The organism is Luteolibacter sp. AS25 (genome assembly GCF_046736275.1).
Taxonomy (GTDB): Bacteria; Verrucomicrobiota; Verrucomicrobiia; order Verrucomicrobiales; family Akkermansiaceae; genus Luteolibacter.
Genome location: NZ_CP151837.1, coordinates 832781 through 857927, shown reverse-complemented (window position 1 = coordinate 857927; position 25147 = coordinate 832781). Strand labels below are relative to the sequence as shown.

Here is a 25147-nt window from a genome sequence, read left to right as displayed (position 1 = left end):
GGAAATCCACTACCGACACCCTCCCGCTGTATCCCGGCACCGCCTCTACACTTCCACTGAAAAAAATCGCCCGAATCGCACGCTTTGAAGTTTGAACTCTAGCGACTCTCGACCAACAGTCCCGCCATGCCCCGTCCAGACGACCGCACCAACGACCAACTCCGTAAAATCTCCTTCCACCCGAACGTGGCGCCGAATGCCACCGGCTCCACTCTCGTATGCTTCGGGGACACCCGCGTCATCTGCTCCGCCACCATTGAAGACGGCGTCCCCGGCTGGATGCGCTACCAGAAAGTCTCCGGCGGCTGGCTCACAGCGGAGTATTCCATGCTCCCCTACTCCACCCACGACCGGAAATCCCGCGATATATCCCGCGGAAAACTCGATGGCCGCTCCTCGGAAATCCAGCGCCTTATCGGCCGCTCCATGCGCGCCGTGGTCGATCTCCAGAAAATCGGCCAACGCACACTTTGGATCGATTGTGACGTTCTCCAGGCAGACGGCGGCACCCGCACCGCCTCCATCACCGGAGCTTGCGTAGCCGTAGCCATCGCCTTCAACCGCCTCATGGCGGAAGGGAAAATCAAGGAATTCCCCCTCAAGAAACTCGTCGCAGCCGTTTCCGCAGGAGTTTACCAGGACACACCCGTTCTCGATCTGAACTACCTCGAGGACAAGGCAGCCACCGTAGACTTCAACATCGTCATGACCGAGTCCCTCGAATACGTGGAAGTCCAGGGCGCCGGCGAAGAAGCGGTCTTCACCAAGGCACAGATGGATGCCATGCTTGAACTTTCCACCAAAGGGATCTCGGAAATTTTCTCCATGCAGAAAATGGCCATCCTCAGCGCTGACAAAGCAGAGCCTGTGGACTTCGCATCCCTCGTAGGCGCCTTCGGGAAGCCGAAACATTAGGATTAATCCTACCTCTTTGTTGTGAAACTGCTGCTCGTAGCCGATCTCCACTACACTCTTCGTCAGTGGGATTGGCTCGTCACAGCAGCTCCGCACTTCGATGTCGTCGTTATCGCCGGGGATCTCCTCGATATCGGCTCCATCGTCCCCTTCGATGCACAAATCGTCGTTGTCAGGAAATACCTCAACCTGATCCACCCCGCCACAGACCTCATCGTCTCATCGGGGAATCACGATGTCTTCCAGCTCGATAAAAACTCCGCCCGCAATGCGGATTGGCTGCAGACATCCCGCTCCGCCACCATCCACGTGGACTATGAGTCCGCCGTCGTGGAAGACTGCTTCTTCAGCATACTTCCCTGGTGCGACACCCCGGAAATGCTCGAGGAAATCCAGGCCCTGCTTGCCACCCACCAGGAGGAAGCAGCAGGTAAACGGTGGATCTGGGTTCATCACGCCCCACCACACGGCAGCCCCACATCCTGGGACGGCCAAGCCGATATGGGCGATATCACACTCCCGAAGTGGATCGAAACCTTCCGCCCGGAAATGGTCCTCTGCGGTCACATCCATCAGGCTCCGTTTTACGCAAAAGGCTCCTGGATCGATAAAGTCCACAATAGCTGGGTCATAAACAGCGGCCGCCAGATTGGCGCTGTCCCAACCGCCACCGTCATCGATACCAAGGAAAACACCGCTCGTTGGGTTTCCATGGAAGACAGCGGCGAAGCCTCCCTCGCCTAAAAGCATTCAGACCCACCCTTTGCGGACAACTGCTACTTGTTGTGCATCAGGGTATCCAGCACCTCGTGCATCATACCCATGTGCGTATCCTCATCGCCATACTGCGCCTTGAGATCAGCAAGGTAGCAGCTCAGCGCATCCACCTTTTTCGCCAACTCCCGGCAGATAAAGAGATTCACATTCGGGTGCTCTCTTAAAAAAGCCGCCGCATCCGCCGCCACATGGAAAGTGCACTCATCCACCGCACGCACCTCCGCGATATGTGGCCTGTCCAATAGAATGGAAACCTCACCGATCACCGTTCCCGGCTCACTGATCGTCGCGGTCACCACACCACACCGGTAAATTTTTATCGTCCCGCTTTTCAGAAAGTACAGCGCACCCGCACGCCTGCCCTCGGCAATCACCAGATCACCCGCACCAAAGGTTTCCATTGGAAGACCGGAACAATCGCAATCGATATCTATCACACCGGAAACAGAGCATACTTCCCCCCGCTAGTCACTACTTACCGTCAACCCCTTTACTTGTGACAATTTCGAGCTATTCTAAAAAATGAGCAGAGATTCATTACCATCCATTAATCCCGCGGCCGCCGTAGGCCTGAGCCTACTTACCGGCGTTATCCTATTCGCCCCATGGTCTTCCGCATCCGCGGAAAACGAGCGCTTTAACAACGACACAGTTCCCGCCGGCAAGGACGCAGCACCAGCTGGCAAGGACACAAAACCTGCCGGCACCAGTGACAAACCCGCCGGGAAAGACGCTGAACCTGCTGGCAAGGATACCAAACCTGCCGGCACCGGTGACAAACCTGCTGGCAAAGACGCCGAACCTGCTGGCAAGGATACCAAACCCGCCGGCACCGGTGACCAACCCGCCGGGAAAGACGCCGAACCTGCTGGCAAGGACACAAAACCCGCCGGCACCGGTGACCAACCCGCTGGCAAAGACGCCGAACCTGCTGGCAAGGATACCAAACCCGCCGGCACCGGTGACCAACCTGCTGGGAAAGACGCCGAACCTGCTGGCAAGGACACAAAACCCGCCGGCACCGGTGATGAACCAGCAGGGAAAGACGCGAAACCTATCAGACGCTAGGAATCACCAGATCCCCAGCTCGCCCAGCTGCTTCTCCGCAGCTGCGGCCCATCCCCTGTTCGCCGTTGGTGAAGCTGGCGAAGGATGAAGAATTTTCCCTAGGGCCACATCGAGCCCCAGGGATTTTTTCGCGGCACCCATCTGCTTCTCGGCATACGCACCCACTCCGATCAGCTGCCGCGGCTCCAGAATCTCGATCAACCGCCGTAAATGTTTCTGGCAGGCCTCATCCACCGGAGCCATTTCCGCCGCTTTGATCTTATCCGGCGTCAGGTTCGCTCCTGTATCCTTCATCCAGATCAGCGGGCAAAAATTGATCACCAGGTGGTCCTTGAAGAAATCTTCCGCCTTCGGAAACACCTCGGAGAAATACCCCCATAAACGCTTTCCACTCACCTCGGATTTCGGGCAATCCATCCCCGTGATCTTCCTTTTCGGATGCTCGTTCTCCGGCTTGCCGACTTCCGGGGAAAGACCCATCCAATCACGCACCAGTGAGATTTCACCAAAGGGCACACCCGTCTGCGCCATCCCGAATGGCCCAGGATTCATTCCCAGCATCAAAACCTTCTTCTTAGAATTCCCGAATTTTTCCAGATATCCTTCATATCCCGCACGCGCATAATCCACCGTCAGATACGTGTGTGATACCGGCTCGGAAAATTCCAGCACACGCAGCTCATCAGCCAGCTCCCTGCCAGCCAAAATTAGTTTTTCGAAAATCTCCATAAGACAGCCTAGGAACTCCCCGCAGAATTCGCAATACAGAGCAAGAACCCCGGAGAAGATTCGTAAAATGCAGCTATTCAAAAGCCCACCATCACGGCAAGCACAAGAATCGCCTTCACCGACCATAAGCCCGTGCGTATCCAGTTACCCCGGGTAAGCGATCTGCATTCCATCCCGTCGAAACCCCGCGCCAGCCTCTTGTGACAAGGAGCCTGAATCAGCGCCGTCGAAATAAAAGTTCCGACAGTCAGGCCCAGAATCAGCCACTGCAACCATCCGCCACTTCCAACCCACACCAGAAAAATTGCGGTAAAAAGCTCAGCCAGCATCAACGGCACCACCACCATCCCGATTCCCGCACAGTGCCGGAAGTGAGCACCGATAAACTTTCCCGGATCAATCTCCTCGAACCTCGGATAAACACACAGCTGCACCACCCAGATCGCCCCGGTCATACCCATCGTCGCCGCCAGCTGAATTACTCCTCCGGTTTCGGTCCAATTCATATTTCCAGAATACAGGTTCCTCGCCGCCCGGTGAACGACCGGCTATCTCCTCCAGGCGATTAGTAAAACAGTCAGAGCAACCGGCAGATAAATCAATGTGGAGAAAAACAACTGCCTGCAGGATTTCCTCTCCCCGTCCTTGATGAAACGCAATGCCAGCGCCGCGATCAAAAGCCCGAAAATCGGCCCCACGATCAACCAAAGCACATTTGCGAAACCCCAGATCGCCGGCAGCAGAGAAAACGCCGCGAGTGCCACCGCAAACAACGCACTCAGCACCCCGCTCTTCTTCCCGCTCACATCCCCGTTGGACCACATTTTGTAGCCCGCATCCTCATATTCCTGCCTGCACAGCCAGTTGATCGCCACGAAATGAGGCAACTGCCAGAACGCCAGAATGCCGAACAAAAACCAGGCCTCGGGATCAAGCACGCCACCGCCGCCTGCCACCCAGCCAATCACCGGCGGGATTGCCCCCGGGATAGCTCCCACCAGAGTATTCGTGGAGCTCATCCGCTTCATTGGCGTATAAACAAAAACGTAAATTGCCACCGTCGCAGCAGTCAGATAGGCCGCCTCCTGCCCCACCATCACCGCCAGATGGATAATACCCACCGCTGAAAGTATCCAGCCCACCCCAAACGCAGTCACCGGACTCATTCTCCGCGATGGCAGCGGACGATCCGCAGTGCGCTTCATCAAAAGATCCAGGTCGATCTCCATCAGCTGGTTGAAAGCCGCAGAACCAAAAGCCGCGGCAGCCGTCCCGATCAGTGTATGCACAAGGATCATCCAATCCATCGAAAGCCCTTTTCTAGCCAGCAGATAGCCAAAAAAAGTAGTCACCAGCACAAAGAAATTCAGCCGCACCTTCATCAGCACCGTCAGGTCCTGGCTCAATGTCGGCGGTTTCAAAATCTCATCCAGTTTTTCCTCTTCTTCGGCCACGCCCGCACCATATCCATTGATCCTATCCTGTCCCGCCAAAAACGCCACCCAAACCCAAACTAGACAGCCGCATCCTCCCCATCGGGGAAAACTCCCCACTCGAAACAAAAAAGGACGCACAAACCTAAACCCTCCGGCATGGAAAACCCCAAAATCCCCACCCCATCGATACCCGCCCCCCGAAGGTCGCTCCAGGTAAATGAATCACCCCAGATTTTACCGCCGCCCGCAGCCTACTTACCGGCCGCCATTTCCAAGCAGACCACACTAGCAACCGAACCCATGGCATCTTCCGGACGCGCCACCCCGAGAATACCACCTTCTCTAAATCCAGCAAAACCACCGCCCAAGGAGCGGCTGCGTTCCGCTGCCGGATAAGCCCCAGCCATAAAGACTCCAGGCATCAGGCGTAGTCCAAAGCCTGCGCTCCGATATCTCGCGGCGTCTTGTCCCGCTTCAGCTCAATCAGTCCTCCGCAAGCTCAGCCACCAGAATTCGTCGCTCCAGATCTCTGGCGAAATCCCCCGCCTCATCTTCTTCGATCAGATTTGCTTCGCCGGAAGCATGGAGCAAATCTTTTGCGTCTTCATACGCTCTTCTCTGATCTCCTGATGAAGCTGCCAGCAGGAGATAAACGTTCGGCCTCTCCGCAGACTGACTAAGCCAGCGCGTGAGACTCTCCCAGTGATACGCCTTGTTGCGGATGTTTTCCGAGCGTTTAAGATCAAAGGAAAGTGGTTGATACACATTCCACACACCGTTCTTCCAGGCGTGCGAGAAGACATGCGAAGCGTGCGGTGCGTTGACCTCGTGTTCTTTGATAAACGGTTTCACCGCCGGGGCCTCGAAGGCACGACTGTAAAACTCCCGGAAAATCGTCGCATCGTCTCGGCGCGCCTCGTCCACGGAATCGTAGTGCCGCGCTACAACTTCCTGAAACAAAGCGTCAAGCTCCTCTGATGGCGAGCTTGTGATTCCTCCTGCGGAAAGGCTCCACTGCAATGCCGCATCATCATGAGGGATAACTTGCAACGCCAGCTCACGCGCACTCTTCGGAGCCTCGTCGAAGGGAAGCACTCCTTGCGAATCAGCCAAGCTCCTGGAAAGTTTCCCAAACTGCCTTTCGATCCGCCCGATCAGACTCCGGTAATCCTGTTGCTGGAAACCGTAGAAAAAATGGCTCAGACGCCGGAATTTCTGCGATGCCTTAAAGCCTAGGAACTTGCTGTCCGGTGCCCATAGCAGCACGCCCACGTTCGCGAACTCGCCGGAAAGCGGTTCATGCACGTAGCGCAGAAAGCAGAAGCTATAGGGTTCAAGACTCATGATCGGCTGGCATCGGTCAAATACCGGAAGAAATCTTCGGGATCGTTCGACAACTTCGTAAGATAAGCCTCGATCCGCCGCAAGTCTAGATCAGGATCCGGCATACCTTCACAGATCGCTGTGGAAAGCTCTGCTACGGGACTTCCCAAGCACCAAGCTTCGAATCCATCCCATAGGGCAATCCCGAGGATCTCCTTGTCATTAACTCCCGGCAATAGCGAATGAAGACAGTGCCGCTCCAGATTCAGACGGACAAGCGCACTCCTCCACGGACGAGTTTCTGCTTCACTGACTCGGAGAAAACAGAAAGCTTTGTCAAAATCCAGTACCGCCAGTTCTTTACCGCGCCACAGCAAGTTCGGATTCTCCGCCTCCCGATCCCCATTCTCCACCATCGCATCAAACGCATAGGCCGTCTCCAGGGTTTCAGCAGGAATGGATCGAGGTGCGATCCCAGTATTCCATGGCTTCCAGCCGTCTCCCAAGTGGATCGTCCCCACATTCCAGCCAATGCTTTGCCGTATCAGCTCCGCATGCTCCGGGAACTCCGCTGCCGCCCAATCCAGCCCAGCGGGGATTTCCACCAACACCGGCTCCGGTGTGTTCAACCCCAGCTCCCGGGCAAGTAGCAACCCGAACAACTCTTTAAGCATAGCCTCCGGCCTGTCCGCGTATCCGGCCCGAGATTTCACCACCAACGGGACGCGACCGCTGCCATCCTCCGCCTCTCCCATCACCAGAAACGGCCGGTTCAGCCCACGCTCCATCTTTCGACGGAACTGGATGGCGGTAAATTTTCGTAGATTCATAGATTAGATAGGTTCGACAATCAGCGCTTAGAGCAAATTCTTCGCGTTGCTACGGGAAGCGACAAGCTGCGTTTCCAGCTCGTCCTCAAATCTGCAGCCCACGCCCCCAAAATTGCTGCTCTAACTGCTGCGTTCCGGCTCATATCTGAACAAGTAATTCCTTCATCTTGAATGATCTTCCTCAGCTGGTCTTGCGTCTTCAGAAGTAAGTCGCGACAAGTCGGGTGTATTGAATGTTTGTCATTGATGAAGACCTTCGCTGCACCGGCGTTCTCCAATCAACCATCTGCATTTAACAGAAATTCGTCGGAAAGCTCCGTTTCGTTTGGGGTGTTGATTACAATCGAGCCTGGTAAGTCTTCGGAAATTAGGGTATTTTCAATATCCGTGTCAGCTACTTTTCGGACGTTAGGAAGCTCAGCGCGTGAGTTAGGTAACAGAAGCTTTCCGGTGAGGTCCCGGAGTGAATTCCCCCTCAGTCTCTATCCTTCAGAGGGGACAATTGGCTCGATAGCTACTCATCGGTCCACTGAAGCCGTTTGTTCGGGGAGGTTCCAGATGGGTGAAAAAGCGACCATCATTATTCAAAAACGGCCATAGCACCATTACCAAGATTAGCCGCCTGGCTCACCTCATACCAGCTCTCCATATTCCAGCAGCCCCTGCCGCCCGCCCTCACGGCCAAAACCGGATTGCTTGAATCCTCCGAATGGTGATGTCGGGTCAAACTTGTTGAACGAGTTCCCCCAGACCACGCCTGATTTCAGCTGGGTAGCGATCTGCAGATACTTCGATCCCTTGTCAGTCCAGACCCCGGCACTCAGCCCATAGCTGGTATTGTTCGCCTTCTCCACCGCCTCTTCAGGCGTCCTGAAATTCAAAATCGAAAGCACCGGACCGAAAATCTCGTCCTTCACCACCGAGTGGCTCTGGCTCACCCCGCCCATCAGAGTCGGCGCAAAATAAAATCCTTTCTTCGGCAGCTTGCACTCCGGCTGATACATCTCCGCACCCTCCGCCACGCCGTTTTCCACCATTTCTGAAATCCGCCCGAGCTGCGCCTTCGAATTGATCGCTCCGATATCCGTATTCTTGTCCAGCGGATCACCCACTCTCAGTGATTTCATCCGCAGCTTCAGCTTCTTCATCACCTCCGCCTCGATCGATTCCTGCACCAGCAGCCTCGATCCAGCACAGCATACATGTCCCTGGTTAAAGAAAATACCGTTGATGATACCCTCCACCGCTTGATCAATCGCCGCATCCTCGAAAATAATATTCGCACCCTTCCCGCCCAGCTCCAGCGTCAGCCGCTTTCCGGTTCCCGCCAGCTCCCGCTGAATCCATTTCCCCACTCCAGTGGAGCCTGTGAAAGCAATCTTCGCCGCAGCGGGATGCCTCACGATCGCCGCACCAGTATCTCCGGCACCCGTCACGATGTTCACCACCCCCTTCGGCAGCCCCGCATCCCGGATCAGCTCCGCAAATTTCAGCGCAGTCACGGAAGTCGTCTCGGAAGGCTTCAAAACAACCGTATTCCCCAGCGCCAAAGCCGGAGCCAACTTCCACGCCAGCATCAGCAGCGGAAAATTCCACGGAATCACCTGCCCCACCACTCCCAGCGGCTTCAAATCACGGCCCGGAGCCGCATATTCCAGCTTATCCGCCCACCCCGCATGGTAGAAGAAATGAGCAGCTGCCATTGGCACATCGAAGTCGCGCGCCTCCTTGATCGGCTTCCCGCCATCCAAAGTTTCCGCCACTGCAAACTCCCGCGCACGATCCTGCAAAAGCCGCGCCAGACGATACAGATACTTCCCCCGCTCCGCTCCAGCCAGCTTGGACCACGCCGGAAACGCCTTGCCCGCCGCCGAATACGCGGCATCCACATCCGCATCATTCGCCAGCGCGATCTCGGAAATTTTTTCCTCATTCCGCGGGCTTATAGAGTCAAACCACTCCCCGGATCTCGGCTCCACGAATTCACCGCCGATAAACAGTCCATAGCGCTCGGAAATCCCCGCCGGAGCAGACTCGGGAGCCGGATCGAAGTCCCACAAATCACCGAACAACAACTCTCTGGCCACCGCCTTCTTTACCTCCACCTTCTTCGTCTTCGCGCTCATAAAATTATTTCCTTAAAAACTCTCAAACCCAAACTCACCCTTGGCGAGGATAAAGCTTATAAATCATAGCCCCGCACCGCCCGCCTCAGTGGAAATCATGCGAGTAGGAAGCAATCTCCTGCGCCCCTATCAGCGCCTCGATATGCGTGACAAACACCGTCGGCTTCCGGTCCTCGGTAATCTGCAACCGCCCCTCCACCCTCAGGAAATTTTCACTCACGATCACCAGCCGGTATTGATGGAACGTCTTCTTCGGGATGAACAGATTCGCAATCCCGAACTCATCTTCCAGTGAAATGAAGCAATGCCCCTTCGCCGTCCCTGGCCGCTGGCGGCAAATGACCAATCCCGCGATCTTCACCGGAAAAGCATGCGGAAGATGAAGAATCGATGCGGAATGTATCGGGTGCTTCTCCACATTTCTTTCCCGCCAAAGCTTCATCGGATGCCCCCCGCTGCTCGAAGACTGGATGGAGAAATCCGCTGCCAGCCTCTCCGCCGCATCCATCGCCGCCAGCCGGTTCTCATCCGGTTTCTGGTTGGCGAACAAATCATCCGCCGGCAGCGCCTCCGCCTGCCACAACGCATCCCGCCGGTGCCCCACCTCCGGTAAATTATTCAAACTCCCTATCGCCGCCAGCAGCCTGCGCTCCTTCCGGTTCGGCTCCACCCGCCTTAGAAAATCCGGAACCGGGCCGAACATCCCCTTCGATCGCTCCGCCAGAATCCGCTCGCACGTCTCCCGCCGCAGCCCTTTGACCCGATGCAGCCCCAGCCGGATCGTGCGATCATCCACCACCGTGGTATCCACCATTGAGTGGACCACCGAAACCGGCCGGATCCGCATCCCGTGATGCCTCGCATCTTCCAGCAGCGTATTGACGGAGTAGAAACCCATCGGCTGGTTATTGATCAACCCGCAGAAAAACTCCGCCGGATGATGCACCTTCAGCCAGCAGGATGCGTAGGCGATCAACGCAAAGGAAATCGCATGGGATTCAGGAAAACCGTATAACGCGAAAGAACCGATCGAGTCGATCACCCGCAGCTGTATCTCACGTGAAATCCCCTTCGCCGCCATCCGCGTTTGAAGCTTATTGGCCACCAGCTGCATCCGGTCATCGGATTTCTTGAACGACATCGCCTTCCTCAGCTCATCCGCCTCAGTCCCTGTGAAATCCGCTATCTCCATCGCCATCCGCTGCACCTGCTCCTGAAATAACGGCACCCCCAGCGTCCTGTTCAGAATCGGCTCGAACGATGGATGAATATAATCCACCCGCTCCCGCCCCGTCCGCCGGTTCAGATACGGATGCACCAGATTCCCCACAATCGGCCCCGGGCGGATGATCGCCACCTCGATTGCCAGATCGTAGAATTTCTCCGGCCTCATGATCGGCAGCGTCGCCATCTGCGCACGGGACTCCACCTGGAAAGTGCCGATCGTATCCGCCTCACAAAGAATCGCATACGTAGCAGGATCATCCTTCGGAATCTGTGCCAGATCGATCACCTTCCCCCGCTGCTCGCAGACACGCAGGGTATCTTCCATCGCCGCCAGCATCCCCAGCCCCAGCAGGTCCACCTTCACAATTCCCAGCTCCTCGCAGTCATCCTTGTCCCATTGTAAAACCGTGCGCCCCACCATCGTCGCCGGCTGCAGCGGCACAATGTGATCCAGCCCGTCATCACAAAACACCATCCCCCCGGAATGCTGGCCCAGATGCCGCGGAGCCCCCAGAATCCCATGATACAGCTTCACCAGCGGCTCGAAACGGGGGTGACTTTTCGGAATCCCGGATTTCTCCACCGTAGCCGCAAACTCCAGCACCTGATCCTTCGGATAAAACCGATCCATCGAAATCTCCTCCGAGAAATGATCCTTCGTCACATCGCTCACCTTCGGCGAAATACATAGATCCGTGAACCGGTTCGCCACCGATTCCGGAAACCCCAGAATCTTGGACATCTCACGGAAAGCCGATCTCGGGCGGTAGGTGATCACATTCGCCGTCATCGCCGCCCCACGCGGAGCATACGTCTCATACACGTATTGGATCACCGATTCCCGCCTCTCCCCTGATGGGAAATCAATATCGATATCCGGCCACGAAGTTCTGTTTTCAGAAAGAAACCGCTCGAACAACAGCCCTCCCTCGATCGGGTCCACATTCGTAATCCCCAGCGCATAACACAGAATCGAATTCGCCGCAGAGCCCCGCCCCTGACAGAGAATCCCACGGGATCGAGCGAACCGGACGATGTCCCACACAATCAGGAAATACCCGGGAAATCCCAGCTTCGCCACCATCGCCAGCTCCTTTTCCACCTGGCAGCGGTAGCGCTCCGTGATCCCCCCGAAGATCCGCTCCACCCCCTCGTAGGCCAGCTTTCGTAGAAAGCGGTTTTGCTCCTCATCCGTCATCCGCGCCCCCGTTTCCGGATCCGAATAGGATGGGAAACGGTAGCCCAGATTCTCCAGGGAAAATTCACAGCCCGCCGCCAATTCATGCGAGTGGCGCAGAGTCTGCGGCAGATCCTGGAAAAGAGACTGAAGCTCACGGGGGGATTTCAGGAAACGCTCCCCATTCATCTCCAGCAGCCGCCCCGCATCATCCAGCGTCTTGTGCTCCCGCAGACAGGTGAAGGCATCCGCCAGCAGCCGCTCCCGCGGAGTCGCATACAGCGGGGAATGACTCGCCAGCACAGGCAGCCGCAGATGCTCCGCCAGTTGCAGCATCAGCGTATTCCGCTTTTCCTCACCCCGCCGCCTGTGCCGGAAAATCGCCAGCGATACATTCCCCGGCCCGAATTTCCTCTTGAGGGAAACCGCCGCCTGCAGCAGCTCGCCCTTCTGGAAATCCACCACTGACTCCGGCGTCAGGATCGCATGAAGCCCGGTCGTATCCCTCCCCAAGGAACGCGCTCCTCCACCAACGCCCCCGCAGTGGAAGTCCGTCAGCAGCCTGGAAAGATTCTGATAGCCCACCCTCGTCTTCGCGATCACCGGCAGCTCCCGCAGCTCCGGCTGGCATTCGCCAAGCACCACCCCCTCCAGAGTGCTCCCCACAATCGCCCGCAGGCCCGCCTTTTTCGCAGCCTGGTGCGCACGCGCGGATCCATAGAACCCCATGTGATCCACCAGCCCCAGATGCCCGTAACCCAGCTCCGCCGCACGCGAAAACATCTCCTCCGGAGAGCTCGGCCCACGGAGAAACGAAAACGAGGATTTCGCAAGAAGCTCCATAATCAGCCCCCATACATTCCGGTTAAAACCCACGAATCCCTCGATACCTGGCTGAGCCGCAGGATCTGGTTTCTCGCCAATTCCACATCCCACTGCATCTCCTGCCAGCCCTCTTCCCACCAATTTCCGGACAATGGATACGGCCCCCTCGCCCGCGAGACCTGCCCGCGATACGGCCCGGTCAAAATCGCCAGCGGATGATGAAGCCTCCCCCTTTTTTCACTTAAAACCTCCACCCGTATCGGCGGGCGGAACCTCGACATCGGCAGATTCCCGCAGGGAGCCACCGCCAGCGGAGAGCTCACCGGCTCGAAATCCGGCGTAGCCGGGTGCATCCGGAAACAATCCGGCCGGTAGCAATCCTCCACCTGTGGAATGCCTATCCGGTCACTCCCCACAATATTGGAAAGCCGGTCCAGCGTATCCGCGAACCTATGCGGATCCTTGATCCCCTTTTTGAAAATTTCATACTGCTTGTGGGATGGCAGCGCCGGAAGTATCCGCAGGGAAAAAGCACCCACCGGCGCACTCGCCTTCACCGAATCCAAGTGCGTATGCAGCGCCCGCAGCAACACCTCCGGATTCAGCGTCGTCTCGGTCAGCCGCAGCGTCCGCGCATAGGAAAACCCATCGTCATACTCCAGCCGGAGGTAAATCGCCGTCGCGGATCGCTGATGCTCGCGGAGCCGCCTGCACATCCCCTGCAGCAAGCGCCGGGAGACGAAAAGTATCGGATCAAACCCCGAAATCGGCGTCTCGAAATCATGGGAGGATCTGAACACCTCCTGCGGCTTATGCAGATTCAGCAGCCTCTCCTTTTTCCCGGAAACCACATCGTGTATCCACGTCAGCTCCGGCCCCAGCCGCTCCGCCAGCCCTTGGCGCGGCAGCTCCACCAACTCGGAAACCGTGCGGATCCCCCACAGCCGCAGCACCTCCGTATTGGATCTACTCAGTGAAAACGCCCTCGCCTGCACCAGCTCGGAAATCGCAAGCCCATGCAACGTCTCCTCATTGAGCATCAGCCGTATTTCCTGCTCCGGCGGATCGCTCAGGCTGGAGGCAGTGCTCGCGGAAAGTGAACGCAGATGCGCCAGATCCGGAGTTTTCGCGATAGCCACATTCACCGGCAACCTCAACCCACGCGCCCGAGAAAGCGTGCACAACGTCCAATCCCGCTCCGAGGCAAAGACCAGCGTGGAAAGATCCAGCAAGACCGTGTCAACGGAAGTCAGCTCGAAATCCGGCGTCAGCGATTCCGCAAAACCCCGTAATGCAGCCCCGATCTCCTTCTCGATCTCCGCACTCCGGTTGAGGAACCTGATTTCACCACACCTCGCCATCGCCGAAAGACTGCTCATACCATTCGCCAGCCCATACCCCGCCGCCGCACGATTCAGCGCGATGACATGCGCCTTCTCCCGCTCATGATCGGATAAGAGAGCCACCGGAAATTCATGCGAAACCTCTCCACTCACCAAAAGGCAGTGCAGCTCGAAGCAGGGAAAATGAAGAGCGGCAAACATCAGGAAACGCGATCTGTCTTCTTCATCCGGCTCCGCCCGTCCGCGATAATCCGGTAGCTCGGAATCAGCTTCTCCAGGTGATCCAGTGTAAAAGCCCCCTCGATAAAATAGCGCGAATGCGCGGAAACAACCGTCAGCTTCGGCGATAAAACCACCAGAGCGCTCCCGGACTCACGCGCCGTCGTCCGGAAACGGTGCCACAGATTATCCGGGATCCTGCTGAACTCCCGCTGCGGCACCAGATGCAGATCCAGAAGGATCAAAGGAAGATTCCCATCCTTCAGCAAAAGATCCGTCACATGAATGATCTGCTGCGTTTCCGAGCAACGAATCCACAGCAGCTTCCCGCAACGCTCGTTCCCGTAGGATTCCGGATCAAACGAATCCCGTCCATCCACCAGCGCCACAGGCAAATCCCTATCCTCATCCAGCAGCCTCGAAATCAGCATCGGCATCCCCTGGAAGCCACTCGTTCCCACGATCTCATTGACCGTCCCCGCATCGAACTTCAGCTCCTCGTTTTCAGGAAAATCAGCCACCGCATCTTCCTCCACACCGGGAAAACGATGCGCCGCCGGAAATCTCTCCCGTAGGCTCTGGCGCAACCGCGCAATACTGACGTCCGAAGGCATAGGTTCATCAGAACACTACTCTCTCGATCAGTCAATATCCCTCCTTCTAAAAAATACAAGCCACTCTCCCGCGACCCCGAACCCTAGGAAAACTCGATACAAAGCGCCTTCAAATACTCCGCCTCACGGAAATCCGCCGGGTGATCCGCCGCATGCCCGTGCCTCCACAGCTCCTTATACCGCCGCCCGCTCGTAGCAGCCAGCTCCTCCACCATCGCAAAGAAATCCTCCTTGCCGATATGTGCCGAGCACGAAGCCGCCACCAGAATACCACCACTCCGCAGCATCGAAATCGCCTTCTCATTCAGGCTCCGATACGCACGCATCGCCCCCTCCTTCTCGGACTCCCGCTTCGCCAAACTCGGCGGATCCACAATGATCAGGTCATACATCTCCTCGGATTCATCCAGCCAGCGGAACGCATCCGCCTGCACCGCACGCCGCTCCACATTCGATACATCCGTATTCAGCAGATAATTCCTCTCCGCCGCCTCCAGCGCATACGCACTGATATCCAGATCCGTCACCGAGCGCGCCCCACCGCGCGCCGCATACAGCGAAAATCCACCGGAAAAACTGAACACATTCAGCACATCCCGCTCCGCAGCCAGCCCCTCCACCCGCGCACGGTTATCCCGCTGATCCAGGAAAAACCCGGTCTTCTGCCCCTTCAAAACCGCCGATTCAAATTTCAGTCCGTTTTCAGAAAACACCACCACCTCATCTCCCGCTTCACCACGGAATCCCTCCTCCAGCCCCAGTCCTGCCGCTACATCCGCCAGATTTCTGCTCATCCGCAAAACCAGAAACTTCGGGGCAAAAACCTCCCGCAAAACATCCTCGATCTCCTCCCACCTTACCAACCAGCCACCCGCATAAACCTTCACCACCAGCGTATCCGCATACTTATCCGCCACCAGCCCGGGAAATCCCTCGCTCTCCCCATTGATCATCCGCGCACCATTCGTCCCCCCATCCAGCACCAGCTCCTTCCGCTTCGCCAAACAATCCGTCGCCTTCCCTACCCACCACTCCCGGTCAATCGTCGCCGGCTTACCGCAGTGCAGAATCCGCAACCGGATCGGCGACTCCGCCTCCCACATTCCCACCCCGAAAAATCGGTCCCGCTTATCATAAATCACCGCCAGTTCACCCGTCTCCCCCTCACGGTTCTGCGACTTGATACTCTCCCCGTAAACCCACGGATGCCCACGCCTCACCGCCCCCTCAGCCCGCGGAAATAACCTAACCCTCAGCCGCCCCTTCAATGTTTCCTGCCCGTCCATTCCCGCAAAAAAGCCCCAACCCAGCCCCCTTTGCAAGCATCAGGTCACAACTCACCTATGCGGTTTCAATTTAAGAATCAAAGTCACACCGATTTTTTTCCTTATCGAGCTGCTCTCGTGCTTTCGACAGCGCCGATGCAAATAGCCCTGTGGGAACAGCAACAATTTCTAGACCTATGATTAAAACAAAAAACGTGAAAGCCTTTCCCCCGACAGATATCGGATAAACATCACCATATCCAACCGTGGTTAGTGTGGTAACGGCCCACCAAAAGGAATGGAAAACAGATGCGAAAGCTTCTGGCTGCTGATCTCTTTCAAAATAATAAATCCCCAAAGCGGACAAATAGAGAACAATCAATGCTGCTGCTCCAAATAAAGCCAACTCCTCCTTGGCAATAGAGAACGCAAGATGGAAACGGCGAATAGCCGCACTATACCGAACAAGTTTGAGCAGTCTAAATAGGCGAAGAAGTCGGAAAGCGCGCACCGATCGTAAATCAATCCCGGTTGATATGTAGAAGGGAAAAATCGCCAATAGATCGATTATCCCGTAAAAGGAAAAGATATATGACAGTTTTGGCCGTCCGAGGAGGATCCGCAGAAAATATTCAACGGTAAATATAGCTACCGTAGCTATCTCAAAAATCCGCAGTATGGAATGCCATCTTTCGGGTAGATTCGGAAGAGTCTCGACTGCAAAGCCGATTAGACTACCGACGATTAAAGCCTGAATAAAAAATTCCCACTTTCCAAAAGATATCCGCCCCTTTTCGTCACGCGAACATCCTCTCATACAATCTTCCTAATAAGCCCCCGAAGCCTCACTGAACGTATAGGGAGCCTGGTAGTTACCCGTTTCCTCCTTCACCAGTTGCCGCACCAGATCATTAAGCAATGCGGAGGCCCCGAAGCGGTAGCGTGAATTGTTCAGCCAGCCGTCTCCCAGCGTTTCCTTCACCGCTACCAGGAACGTCAGCGACTGCTTCGCCGTGCGGATTCCGCCCGCCGGTTTCATCGCAATCTCAGTCCCTGTTTCCAGATAGAAATCCCGGATCGCCTCCAGCATCACCTGATTATTTCCAAGCGTTGCATTATCGGAAGTTTTCCCCGTGGAAGTCTTGATGAAATCGCCCGGTCGCAGCACCTCCATCGCCAGAAAAGAGGCGGCACGGATGTTCTCATACGTCTCCAGCTCGCTAGTCTCCAGAATCACTTTCAGCGTCGCGCTTCCACAGGCATCCCGCACAGCGGAAATTTCATCCTGCACCTCCTTCACGGCACCGGAAAGAAACAGCCCGCGCGAGATCACCATATCGATCTCATCCGCGCCGTCCTTCACCGCGCCCTTCACCTCTTCCAGCCGGGTTTTGAGCGATGTCTGCCCTGATGGAAATCCGGTGGCCACGGAAGCGATCTTCACCTCCGTCCCCTTCACGATCTTTGCAGCATGTTTCACCATCGCCGGATAAACACACACCGCAGCCGTCGTAGGGAAATCACTGCCGTAGTGCGGTTTCAAAGCTTTATAGCAAAGGGACTCCACCTTCCCCCTGGAGTCCTTACCCTCCAGCGTTGTCAGATCCACCATCGATACCGCCATCTTCAGGCCGAAAACCTTGGACGCCTTCTTGATGCTACGCGTGCCGTATTTCGCCACCCGTTCCTCGATCCCCACCTTATCCACACTGCCCACTCGCTCCACCAACTCCTTCAAGCCATACTTTTTCCCACTACTCATAGCTGAAAACTCACCTCAAATCTTCATTCTGCCAAGATTCAAGTTCACTTCCTCCCACCTGCTGGCAAACTCCGCCCCACACCATGGGACCGCGCAACCTATTCAAATGGATCCTGATCCTCGCCCTCGTCGCGGCAGTCGTCGGCACAGCCTCCGCTCTTTTCCTCTGGAGCCTCGATCTTGTCACCCGCACCCGCATCGGTGCACCCTGGCTTATCTTCCTCCTTCCCATCGCCGGTCTGGCCATGGGTTTTTACTACCGCCACCAGGGCAGCCACGTCAGTTCCGGAAATCATTCCATCCTCTCCTCGGTTCATAAAAAATCCACCGCACTCCCCCACAGCCTCGCCCCCTCCATTGTTATATCGACCTTGGTCACCCACCTCTTCGGCGGCTCCGCCGGCCGCGAGGGAACCGCCATGCAGATGGGCGCCGGCCTCGCCACCACCTGTGGCGGCAGATTCATCACCTCGAAAAAGGGCACCCAGCTTCTCATCTCCTGCGGCATCGCAGCCGGCTTCGGCGCAGTTTTCGGCACACCCTTCGCCGGTGCCATCTTCGGCCTCGAGTTCATCCGGAAACGCTTCATCTCCCCCTCCATCATTCCCTGCCTGCTCACCGCCCTCGCGGCGGATCAGGTCTGCCACCTCTGGGGCACTCACCACACCCCGTATCCGGCCATCGCCTTCCGGTTCGATCCCTCCTCGATCCTCAATCTTTCCCTGAAAATCCTCGTCGCCTCCGCGCTATTCGCACTCGCCTGCCGCCTCTTCATTGTTTCCGCACACTGGGTCGCAGGGAAATTCCAGCAATACGTCCCTCACCAGGCGCTCAAGGCAGCACTGGGCGGACTCCTCGTCATCGGCCTATTTCTTCTCAGCGGCACCTCGGATTACCTTGGGCTCGGCGTTCTCCCGGCAGATGACAACTCCCTCACCCTTCCGCGCTTTTTCTCCCCGGAAGTACAAGCCCCCGCCTACGCCTGGCTGTGGAAACTCGTTTTCACCATTGTCACCCTTGGCGCCGGCTTCAAGGGCGGTGAGGTCACTCCACTCTTCTTCATCGGTGCAGCTTTGGGAAACTCCCTCGCCTGGTTCTTCAATGCCCCCGTCGATCTCTTCGCCGGTCTCGGCATGATCGCCTTCTTCGCCGCCGCTACCAAAACCCCCTTCGCCTCCTTCGTCATGGGCCTCGAGCTCCTTGGCCTTCCGGTTGCAATTCCCCTCGCCCTCGCCACATTGATTACCACCAAGCTCAGCGGACCCCGTTCCGTCTACCCCGATATCAGAAATCTATAACCCGCCATTTCAGGAAACCCATGCTGGAAACCCCTCGCCAACTTGTCGCCCGTTTCGAACGCGGGGAAATCGACCGCACGGAATTCCAGACACTCATGGCCATCCATGCGCGGGACCTCATCGAGGAGATTGATGAAGTCCACCAGAACCCCTTCGCCGCCTGGCTGGAGACAAAGCGCGCCCAGTCTACCGTCAAAAAGCTACTGAAACAGCACTCCGCCTTCCAGATCCGCGAGATCCTTGCAGCTCTGTCCGAAGCCCCCGGATTCCCCATGGCAAATTATCTTTGGAACGCCCCTCATCCGGACGTTCCACTCCACTGCTTCTTCCGCATCGGGAAAGAGCCCGTCTTCCGTATCCTTTCCATCAAGTCATCTGGGAAGAACGTCACCGTGGAAATGGAAATCCTTGAGCCGAAAAACCGGCAAACAGTCACACTCACGCGGGATCAGACGTGGCAGCTTCGCGCTTCGTCAATTTCCACAAGCGCGGACCAAGAATAAAGCTGGCCACAAACAGCCCCACCGCCAGTCCCCACCAGACACCCACGGCACCCCATTCGAGTTTCACAGCCATCCACAGCGCCACCGGCACACCCACGATCCAGTAGGCGAAGAAACCGATCACCGCCGGCACCCGCGTATCGTGCAGCGAGCGCAGCATTGATGAGGATGCCACCTGCAGCGTATCCACCAGCTGGAAAACACCTACCACCAGCAGAATCTTCGAGGCTAGCGCGATCACCGGAGCCTCATCGATGAATCCTGCCGCCAGCCACTTCCCGCAGGTCAGGAAAAACACCACCGCCAGCACCGACCAGATCGCGCCGATCAACCAGCCGGAAACAATAATTTCCCGCAGACGCTCCACCTGCTTCGCGCCGGATACAGAGCCAATCCTCACCCCCAGCGCCATTGAAAGTCCCAGCGGAATCATGAACGCCGTAGCCGCACACATCAGTGCCACCTGATGCGCAGCCATCGCAGTTTCCCCGAATACTCCCATCATCAGCCCAGCCGCCGCAAACGCACTCACCTCGCAGATCATCTGGATACTCGCAGGAAAACCAATCCCCAGGAATTTCCTGATCTCCCCCGGCTCAGCCTTCCGGAACCAGCGGTAGGGAGTCCACTCACGCATCCCGTTTCCATTATGTAGCCAGATAACCATCCCCAGCAGAATCGCCACACGGGAGATCAGCGTCGCATATGCCGCACCATTCAGCCCCATCGCAGGGCAGCCCAGTTTCCCGTAGATCATCACCCAGTTCAGGAAAACATTCAGCACCACTCCCCACAGGAAAATCCAGAACGGCGGCCACGGCCGGTCCAGCGCATCCGCATGGTTTTTCAACGCCACGGACATCAGCCCGGGAATCAGCGAGGCCATGATGATCTGGTAATAACTCGTTGTCAGCACAGTCACCTGCTCCGGCTGGCGGAAAATCCCCAGATTCCATGAAAGCACCATCGTCCCCAGAAATAGCAAAACACCCAGGACCGTCGCCACATACATACCGTTCCGGCAGCTCGCACGCCCCGCCGCCTCATCGCCGGATCCATTCGCATTCGCCGTAAATACCGAAACCGATGTCAGAATCCCGATACCGAACATGAATGGCACATAGAATAACGAGTTCGCGAATGTCAGCACCGCCATCTCCGTCACTCCCAGCTTGCCGATCATCATCGTATCCGCCACGCCCAGCAGCATCTGGCTCAGCTGGCCGATGATCAACGGAAACGCCAGTTTCAGCGTATGGCGGGATTCTGTTAGCAGTGACATGAGGGCCGGAAATAAGCCCGAGCCCGGGAAATTTGTCACCTACCAAAGACAAAACCGCCCGCTCCCGACGCTAGGCAATAAAATTGCGGAAATTTTCCTGTTTCTAGAACAAAGTTTTGCATATCTGAAACAACTCTCCATCCTCTCCCTGATGCTTCGCGCTATAAGAATCCTTCTCCCACTCCTGATTCTACCGTTTTTCACCCAATGCGGTTCCAAATCCGCGCCCGAACCGAATGCCGTTACCGGCCCTTTCGATAGCAGCGGAAACTACATTGAAGACTGGGTGGACAAGCCCGAGAAATGGCATCGCCCCAGCTCGGACAATAAAAGCAAGAAAAGGACTCCTGTCGCAAAGAAAACGGAGACCACCCCTCCTGTTGTTGTCGCGGATCCTCCTCCTGTCTCCAAGCCGAAGCCTACCGTCACCACACCGGCTCCGAAGCCCAAGCCCGTCGTCGTACAGCCCAAGCCTAAGCCGAAACCAAAACCGAAGCCCGTCACCCACACGGTCCGCAGAGGCGATACTCTCACGAAACTCTCCCGCACCTATGGCGTGCCCATCTCCACGATCCGCAGCGCGAACAATCTCAAGGGAGACCTTATCAGGATCGGACAAGTCCTCAAAATTAAGTAAATTCTGAGAACGCTCCCACGCCACAAGTTGTGAAATTCCCCAAGGACTTCCTCTTTGGCACCGCCAACGCCGATCACCAGGTAGAAGCCCACGACCCACAAAGGGAAGACGTGTGGGACCTCTGGGAACGCTGCCAGGGACTCACCCCACGCGGCCGGGCCACTGATTTCGCAAACCGCTACGAGGAAGACATCGCCTCCGCAGCAAAGCTCGGCTGCAAGCTCTTCCGCTTTTCCATCGCCTGGGCCCGGGTAGAACCGGAGTATGGAAAATTCGATCCCGAGGCCATCCGCCATTACGAGGCCATTGCCGACTGCATCCGTAAAAACGGTATGAAAGTCATGGTCACCCTCCATCACTTCGTATGGCCCGTCTGGCTGGAGCGCGATCACGGCGGCATGATCGGCCCCGAGTTTCCGGATATTTTCGCCCGCTATGCGGAAACCATGCACAAGGCATTCGGTGAAAAAGTCGATTGGTGGATCACCTTCAACGAGCCCTCGCAGCTTACCTTCGGCTACATCCGCCCCTGGTGGCAGAACCGCTACTACATGCCCCCCGGCCTACCCCGGGGCTCACCAGTGGATGCGGAGGCCGGCGCCGTCGGCAAGCTCGTGCCGAACCTTTTCCTGGCCCACGCCCGCGCACGGAAACGCATCAAATCCCTCCGCCCGGGCGCACAGGTCGGCGTAAACCCACTCGTCACCGGCTTCCCCACCTGGCTGCAGATGATCATGGACTGGGGCGCCTGCCACCGTGGCTTTGCTGAGGCACTTTTCAAATTCACCACCAAAAACCCCCTCGTCAGCGAGCGCGGCGATGTCGATCTCGTCATCGGCGGCATCACCATGGAGGACCAGACCAAGTTCGAGTCCAGCGATCCCTACCTCCGCACCGGCAAGGCCATCATCGTCTCCTCCGGCTTCGAGGGCTCCGACATATCCGCCCTCGCCGGGAAAAAAATCGGAGTCATCGCCATCGGCAACCAGCCGCAGAACTGGGCCCAGGACCTACCAAAGGGCAGCCGCCGCCAGCTTTTCAGTAACTACGACAACGCCCGCGAAGCCCTCGAAAAAGGCAGCATCCAAGCCATTTACGGAGACGCCTTTTTCCTACTTCCGCAGGAAACGGAAAACCGCGAAAGCTTCCGTTTCCTCGAAACCGGCCTCAGCGATGAACACTACGTCGTCCTAGCCCCACACGGCCACACCCGCCTGCTGGAGCGGGTGGATCGCGCCATCACCCACTTCCGTGCGGAGCTCGCGGATTATTGCGACGTTTCCTGGATCTCGGAACCCCGGGAAACCATCTCCCAGGCCCCGCCACCCATCTCCCTCCATGAGGTATTTGAAAACGGCGGCACCCTACCGGAGACCCTTACCTCCAGCCGCAGCCTCCGCAGAATCGAACGCCGCGGGAAAATCCGAATCGGCATCCGCACGGACGCACCGGGCATTTCCCCGAAGTGCACCGCTGAGGGCCTGGAAATGCGCCTCGCAAAGCTCATCGCGAAAGAAGTTTTCGGGGATGAGACAAAGCTCAGGATCGTCCCCATTGATCCTTCCAACCGCTTCAGCAAACTCGAGTCAAAAACCAGTTGGCTGAACTGGGCCTGGCGGTTCTGGGGCACCACCAGCCTCATCGCCAATGTCAACTGGTGGTACCTCGGCATGGCCGGAAAACTCGCCCCGGAGCTTTGCCCGGAGGAAGCCATCGGCGCACAGGACTTCATCGGCCTGGACTACTACTGGGGCCTCCCCACCAGGAGCCTTCACAAATTCCGTCTGCTGGAGGATGCCGCCCACGGCCGTTTCCTCAAAGCCCCCGTCTGGCCGCGCGGCCTCTACCACTCTCTCCGCCGCTTCTCCCGCTGGTTCCCCGGGCAGGAACTCTTCATCGTGGAAAACGGCTGCACCCCCAGCGCCGGCGATGGCATTTCCCGTGCCAGCTACATGACCTCCCACCTCGAGCAGGTCTCTAAAGCCATCGAAAAAGGCGTCCCCGTCCGCGCTTACAACTGGTGGTCCGTCACCTCGAACCGCGAGTGGGGCCACCCCTTCGACCCCAACACAGACTTCGGCCTAAATTTCGTGGATCTCGATAACGATCCCGAACTCATCCGCCAACCTACCCCCGAAGCAGATCTATTCCAGAGTATCATCGCAAAGCACCGGAAAGACTCCCACCCGTAACTTCGGCGTCCCGCCGCAGACAGTGCAAGAGGCGTCCCGCCTCTCCCCCACAAAGCCCCACCCCAAACTCGCTGATTGACCCATTCCCCGTATCGGCGGAATCTTTGGAATGCTTTGGAGAAAACCACTCATCGCCGCCCTCCTTATCTGCGGCACGCTCACCACCGCAACCGCCGGAGAAGAGCGCACCTTCAGCAGCTCGGAAGGAAAGGAAATCCGTGCCTCCTTCCTCTCATTCCAGAATAACAACGTCACCCTCCGCCGAGCCGATGGCAAAAGCTTCGATGTCCCCCTAGATCGCCTCAGCAAGGCGGATCAGGACTACATCGCCTCCCTCTCCTCCGCCGCCGAAGACGAGGCCGCCGCCATCAACGACGCCGCCGGCCTGGAAATCTCCAGCGGAAAGTCTTTTCACGAAACCGATGCCGGGGAGCTCGCCGCAGCCCTCGGCCTCAAGCCGGAATCAACATCGAAACACGGCAAAAGCTGGCGCCTCTACGCCTCTTTTGTGAAAGACTACACACTCTTCGGTGCCATGCCCTACTCCGTCGCTCTCTACTCCCGCGAGGATGGCACTCTTCGGAACATCTCCATCGTCTACGCGAACAAAGGGGACTTCGGCTCCACCGCCGGCTTTGCGGAAGACCACTTCCAGAGCATCGGCACCAAAGCACCCGGTACTCTGGCTGAAGCAATGGATTTGGATGAGAAAACACTCACCACCTCCCTCAACTCCGTCTTCGGGGACGGCACATCCCAACGTTACGGGGAAAGCGGAACCCGCCGCGATATCACCCGCTGGGATTGGAATGGACACTCATTCCTCCTCTCCAGCGAGGAGGGCGAATACGTCTCCCTTGCCATCGTCTCCACCGAAACTGCCGATAACGAAGGAAAATCCGAGCGCATGGACGATTCCACACTCAAGTCCCGTCTCGCCGAAAATGTCGTCATCGAAGAAAACGGCGATGTCCACATCTCCGAAATTCCGATGGTCGATCAGGGTCCCAAGGGCTACTGCGTCCCCGCCACCTTCGAGCGCGCCATGCGCACCATGGGTATCGATGCTGATATGTATCTCTTGGCAATGGTCGGGCAGAGCAGTGCCGGCGGAGGCACCATCGTCGAGCTACTCCTCGATAACGTGAAATCCGCCGTCTACCGCAAGGGCCGCCGCACCAAGGACGATTCCATCAAAGGCATCAAAATCCGCGATGTGAAACGCTATATCGATGAGGGCATCCCCGTAATGTGGTCCATGTGTTCAATGGACGAGTATAACGAAATAGCCAATAACAACACCAAGCTCCGCTCTCCCGGTGCTACCGCGCTCAGCCCCGAGATCGCCGCCGCCACTGAAAAAATCCTCGATCAACCCGCCCCGGATGACCACTACCACATCTGCATGATCATCGGTTACAACGAGACCACCGGTGAGCTCGCCGTCTCCGATTCATGGGGAAAACGTTACGAGCTCCGCTGGGTCCCCGTGGAAGTCGCCAGCTGGGCCTCCAATGGCAGCCTATTCATGATCCTTCCTTAGCAGCCTCCCGCCGGCACCACGAAACTTCAGCTCTCCTCGTAGCTTCGGCGTCCCGC

At 57.1% G+C, this 25147-nt stretch carries 23 protein-coding genes; 8 read left to right on the top strand and 15 right to left on the bottom strand.

The genetic code is table 11. From position 1 onward, the window contains the following. The first annotated feature begins 126 nt into the window (after positions 1-126). Together rph and AAGA79_RS04055 are read left to right on the top strand one after the other, a co-directional pair. On the top strand, positions 127-915 hold the full coding sequence (gene rph, locus AAGA79_RS04060) for a ribonuclease PH (RefSeq protein WP_411827496.1): 789 nt from the start codon (positions 127-129) through the stop codon (positions 913-915). Positions 916-936: 21 nt separating this feature from the next. Beyond that, on the top strand, positions 937-1659 hold the full coding sequence (locus tag AAGA79_RS04055) for a metallophosphoesterase family protein (RefSeq protein WP_411827495.1): 723 nt from the start codon (positions 937-939) through the stop codon (positions 1657-1659). A gap of 32 nt (positions 1660-1691) precedes the next feature. Here AAGA79_RS04055 and AAGA79_RS04050 read toward each other — a convergent pair whose 3' ends face one another. Beyond that, entirely contained in the window at positions 1692-2093 is a 402-nt protein-coding gene (locus tag AAGA79_RS04050; RefSeq protein ID WP_411827494.1) for a Crp/Fnr family transcriptional regulator, read from the bottom strand. A 121-nt stretch (positions 2094-2214) separates the two neighbouring features. On the opposite strand from AAGA79_RS04050, the gene AAGA79_RS04045 reads away from it, so the two are divergent. After that, positions 2215-2760, top strand: a complete 546-nt coding sequence (locus AAGA79_RS04045; protein WP_411827493.1) for a hypothetical protein — start codon at positions 2215-2217, stop codon at positions 2758-2760. Between the two features lie 3 nt (positions 2761-2763). On the opposite strand, the gene AAGA79_RS04040 is transcribed toward AAGA79_RS04045, so the two are convergent. The 13 genes from AAGA79_RS04040 to deoC form a co-directional block, all read right to left on the bottom strand. Further along, positions 2764-3489, bottom strand: a complete 726-nt coding sequence (locus tag AAGA79_RS04040) for a uracil-DNA glycosylase family protein (protein ID WP_411827492.1) — start codon at positions 3487-3489, stop codon at positions 2764-2766. A 77-nt stretch (positions 3490-3566) separates the two neighbouring features. Continuing rightward, complete coding sequence (locus tag AAGA79_RS04035) at positions 3567-3995, bottom strand: hypothetical protein (protein ID WP_411827491.1); 429 nt, start codon at positions 3993-3995, stop codon at positions 3567-3569. A 42-nt stretch (positions 3996-4037) separates the two neighbouring features. Next, positions 4038-4991, bottom strand: a complete 954-nt coding sequence (gene cyoE, locus AAGA79_RS04030) for a heme o synthase (RefSeq protein WP_411827490.1) — start codon at positions 4989-4991, stop codon at positions 4038-4040. Between the two features lie 185 nt (positions 4992-5176). Beyond that, positions 5177-5347: a hypothetical protein gene (locus tag AAGA79_RS04025; RefSeq protein WP_411827489.1), complete on the bottom strand. Its 171-nt coding sequence runs from the start codon at positions 5345-5347 to the stop codon at positions 5177-5179. A 61-nt stretch (positions 5348-5408) separates the two neighbouring features. Further along, positions 5409-6269 (bottom strand): DUF3037 domain-containing protein, encoded by an 861-nt coding sequence (locus AAGA79_RS04020; RefSeq protein WP_411827488.1) that lies wholly within the window; start codon positions 6267-6269, stop codon positions 5409-5411. Next, positions 6266-7078, bottom strand: coding sequence for a HipA family kinase (locus AAGA79_RS04015; protein ID WP_411827487.1), 813 nt, complete (start codon positions 7076-7078; stop codon positions 6266-6268). Before AAGA79_RS04015 ends, AAGA79_RS04020 begins: the two co-directional genes overlap by 4 nt. Before the next feature lie 632 nt (positions 7079-7710). Further along, on the bottom strand, positions 7711-9204 hold the full coding sequence (locus tag AAGA79_RS04010) for an aldehyde dehydrogenase family protein (protein ID WP_411827486.1): 1494 nt from the start codon (positions 9202-9204) through the stop codon (positions 7711-7713). A gap of 85 nt (positions 9205-9289) precedes the next feature. Next, positions 9290-12571, bottom strand: coding sequence for a DNA polymerase III subunit alpha (locus tag AAGA79_RS04005; protein ID WP_411827485.1), 3282 nt, complete (start codon positions 12569-12571; stop codon positions 9290-9292). Next, complete coding sequence (locus tag AAGA79_RS04000; protein ID WP_411827484.1) at positions 12454-13977, bottom strand: hypothetical protein; 1524 nt, start codon at positions 13975-13977, stop codon at positions 12454-12456. The genes AAGA79_RS04005 and AAGA79_RS04000 overlap by 118 nt, the downstream gene beginning before the upstream one ends. After that, entirely contained in the window at positions 13977-14609 is a 633-nt protein-coding gene (locus tag AAGA79_RS03995) for a hypothetical protein (protein ID WP_411827483.1), read from the bottom strand. Before AAGA79_RS03995 ends, AAGA79_RS04000 begins: the two co-directional genes overlap by 1 nt. 83 nt (positions 14610-14692) lie before the next feature. Then, positions 14693-15895, bottom strand: a complete 1203-nt coding sequence (locus AAGA79_RS03990; protein WP_411827482.1) for a class I SAM-dependent methyltransferase — start codon at positions 15893-15895, stop codon at positions 14693-14695. Between the two features lie 70 nt (positions 15896-15965). Continuing rightward, the gene (locus tag AAGA79_RS03985) at positions 15966-16691 is read right to left on the bottom strand and encodes an ion transporter (RefSeq protein ID WP_411827481.1); all 726 of its coding nucleotides are present in this window, start codon (positions 16689-16691) and stop codon (positions 15966-15968) included. A 9-nt stretch (positions 16692-16700) separates the two neighbouring features. After that, a complete protein-coding gene (gene deoC / locus AAGA79_RS03980) occupies positions 16701-17636 on the bottom strand; it encodes a deoxyribose-phosphate aldolase (RefSeq protein WP_411827480.1) in 936 nt (311 codons plus the stop codon). An 83-nt stretch (positions 17637-17719) separates the two neighbouring features. On the opposite strand from deoC, the gene AAGA79_RS03975 reads away from it, so the two are divergent. Both AAGA79_RS03975 and AAGA79_RS03970 read left to right on the top strand, forming a co-directional pair. Further along, the gene (locus AAGA79_RS03975; RefSeq protein WP_411827479.1) at positions 17720-18934 is read left to right on the top strand and encodes a chloride channel protein; all 1215 of its coding nucleotides are present in this window, start codon (positions 17720-17722) and stop codon (positions 18932-18934) included. A 20-nt stretch (positions 18935-18954) separates the two neighbouring features. After that, on the top strand, positions 18955-19437 hold the full coding sequence (locus AAGA79_RS03970) for a hypothetical protein (RefSeq protein ID WP_411827478.1): 483 nt from the start codon (positions 18955-18957) through the stop codon (positions 19435-19437). Here the strand turns inward: AAGA79_RS03970 and AAGA79_RS03965 are convergent. After that, a complete protein-coding gene (locus AAGA79_RS03965; protein ID WP_411827477.1) occupies positions 19373-20719 on the bottom strand; it encodes an MATE family efflux transporter in 1347 nt (448 codons plus the stop codon). The genes AAGA79_RS03970 and AAGA79_RS03965 overlap by 65 nt on opposite strands. On the opposite strand from AAGA79_RS03965, the gene AAGA79_RS03960 reads away from it, so the two are divergent. The 3 genes from AAGA79_RS03960 to AAGA79_RS03950 all read left to right on the top strand — a co-directional run bounded on the left by AAGA79_RS03960 (position 20718) and on the right by AAGA79_RS03950 (position 25091). Next, positions 20718-21356, top strand: coding sequence for a LysM peptidoglycan-binding domain-containing protein (locus tag AAGA79_RS03960; RefSeq protein WP_411827476.1), 639 nt, complete (start codon positions 20718-20720; stop codon positions 21354-21356). The two genes, AAGA79_RS03965 and AAGA79_RS03960, sit on opposite strands and share 2 nt — an antisense overlap. Positions 21357-21385: 29 nt before the next feature. Beyond that, positions 21386-23548: a family 1 glycosylhydrolase gene (locus AAGA79_RS03955; protein WP_411827475.1), complete on the top strand. Its 2163-nt coding sequence runs from the start codon at positions 21386-21388 to the stop codon at positions 23546-23548. A gap of 109 nt (positions 23549-23657) precedes the next feature. After that, positions 23658-25091: an SHD1 domain-containing protein gene (locus AAGA79_RS03950; RefSeq protein ID WP_411827474.1), complete on the top strand. Its 1434-nt coding sequence runs from the start codon at positions 23658-23660 to the stop codon at positions 25089-25091. Positions 25092-25147: the final 56 nt, after the last annotated feature.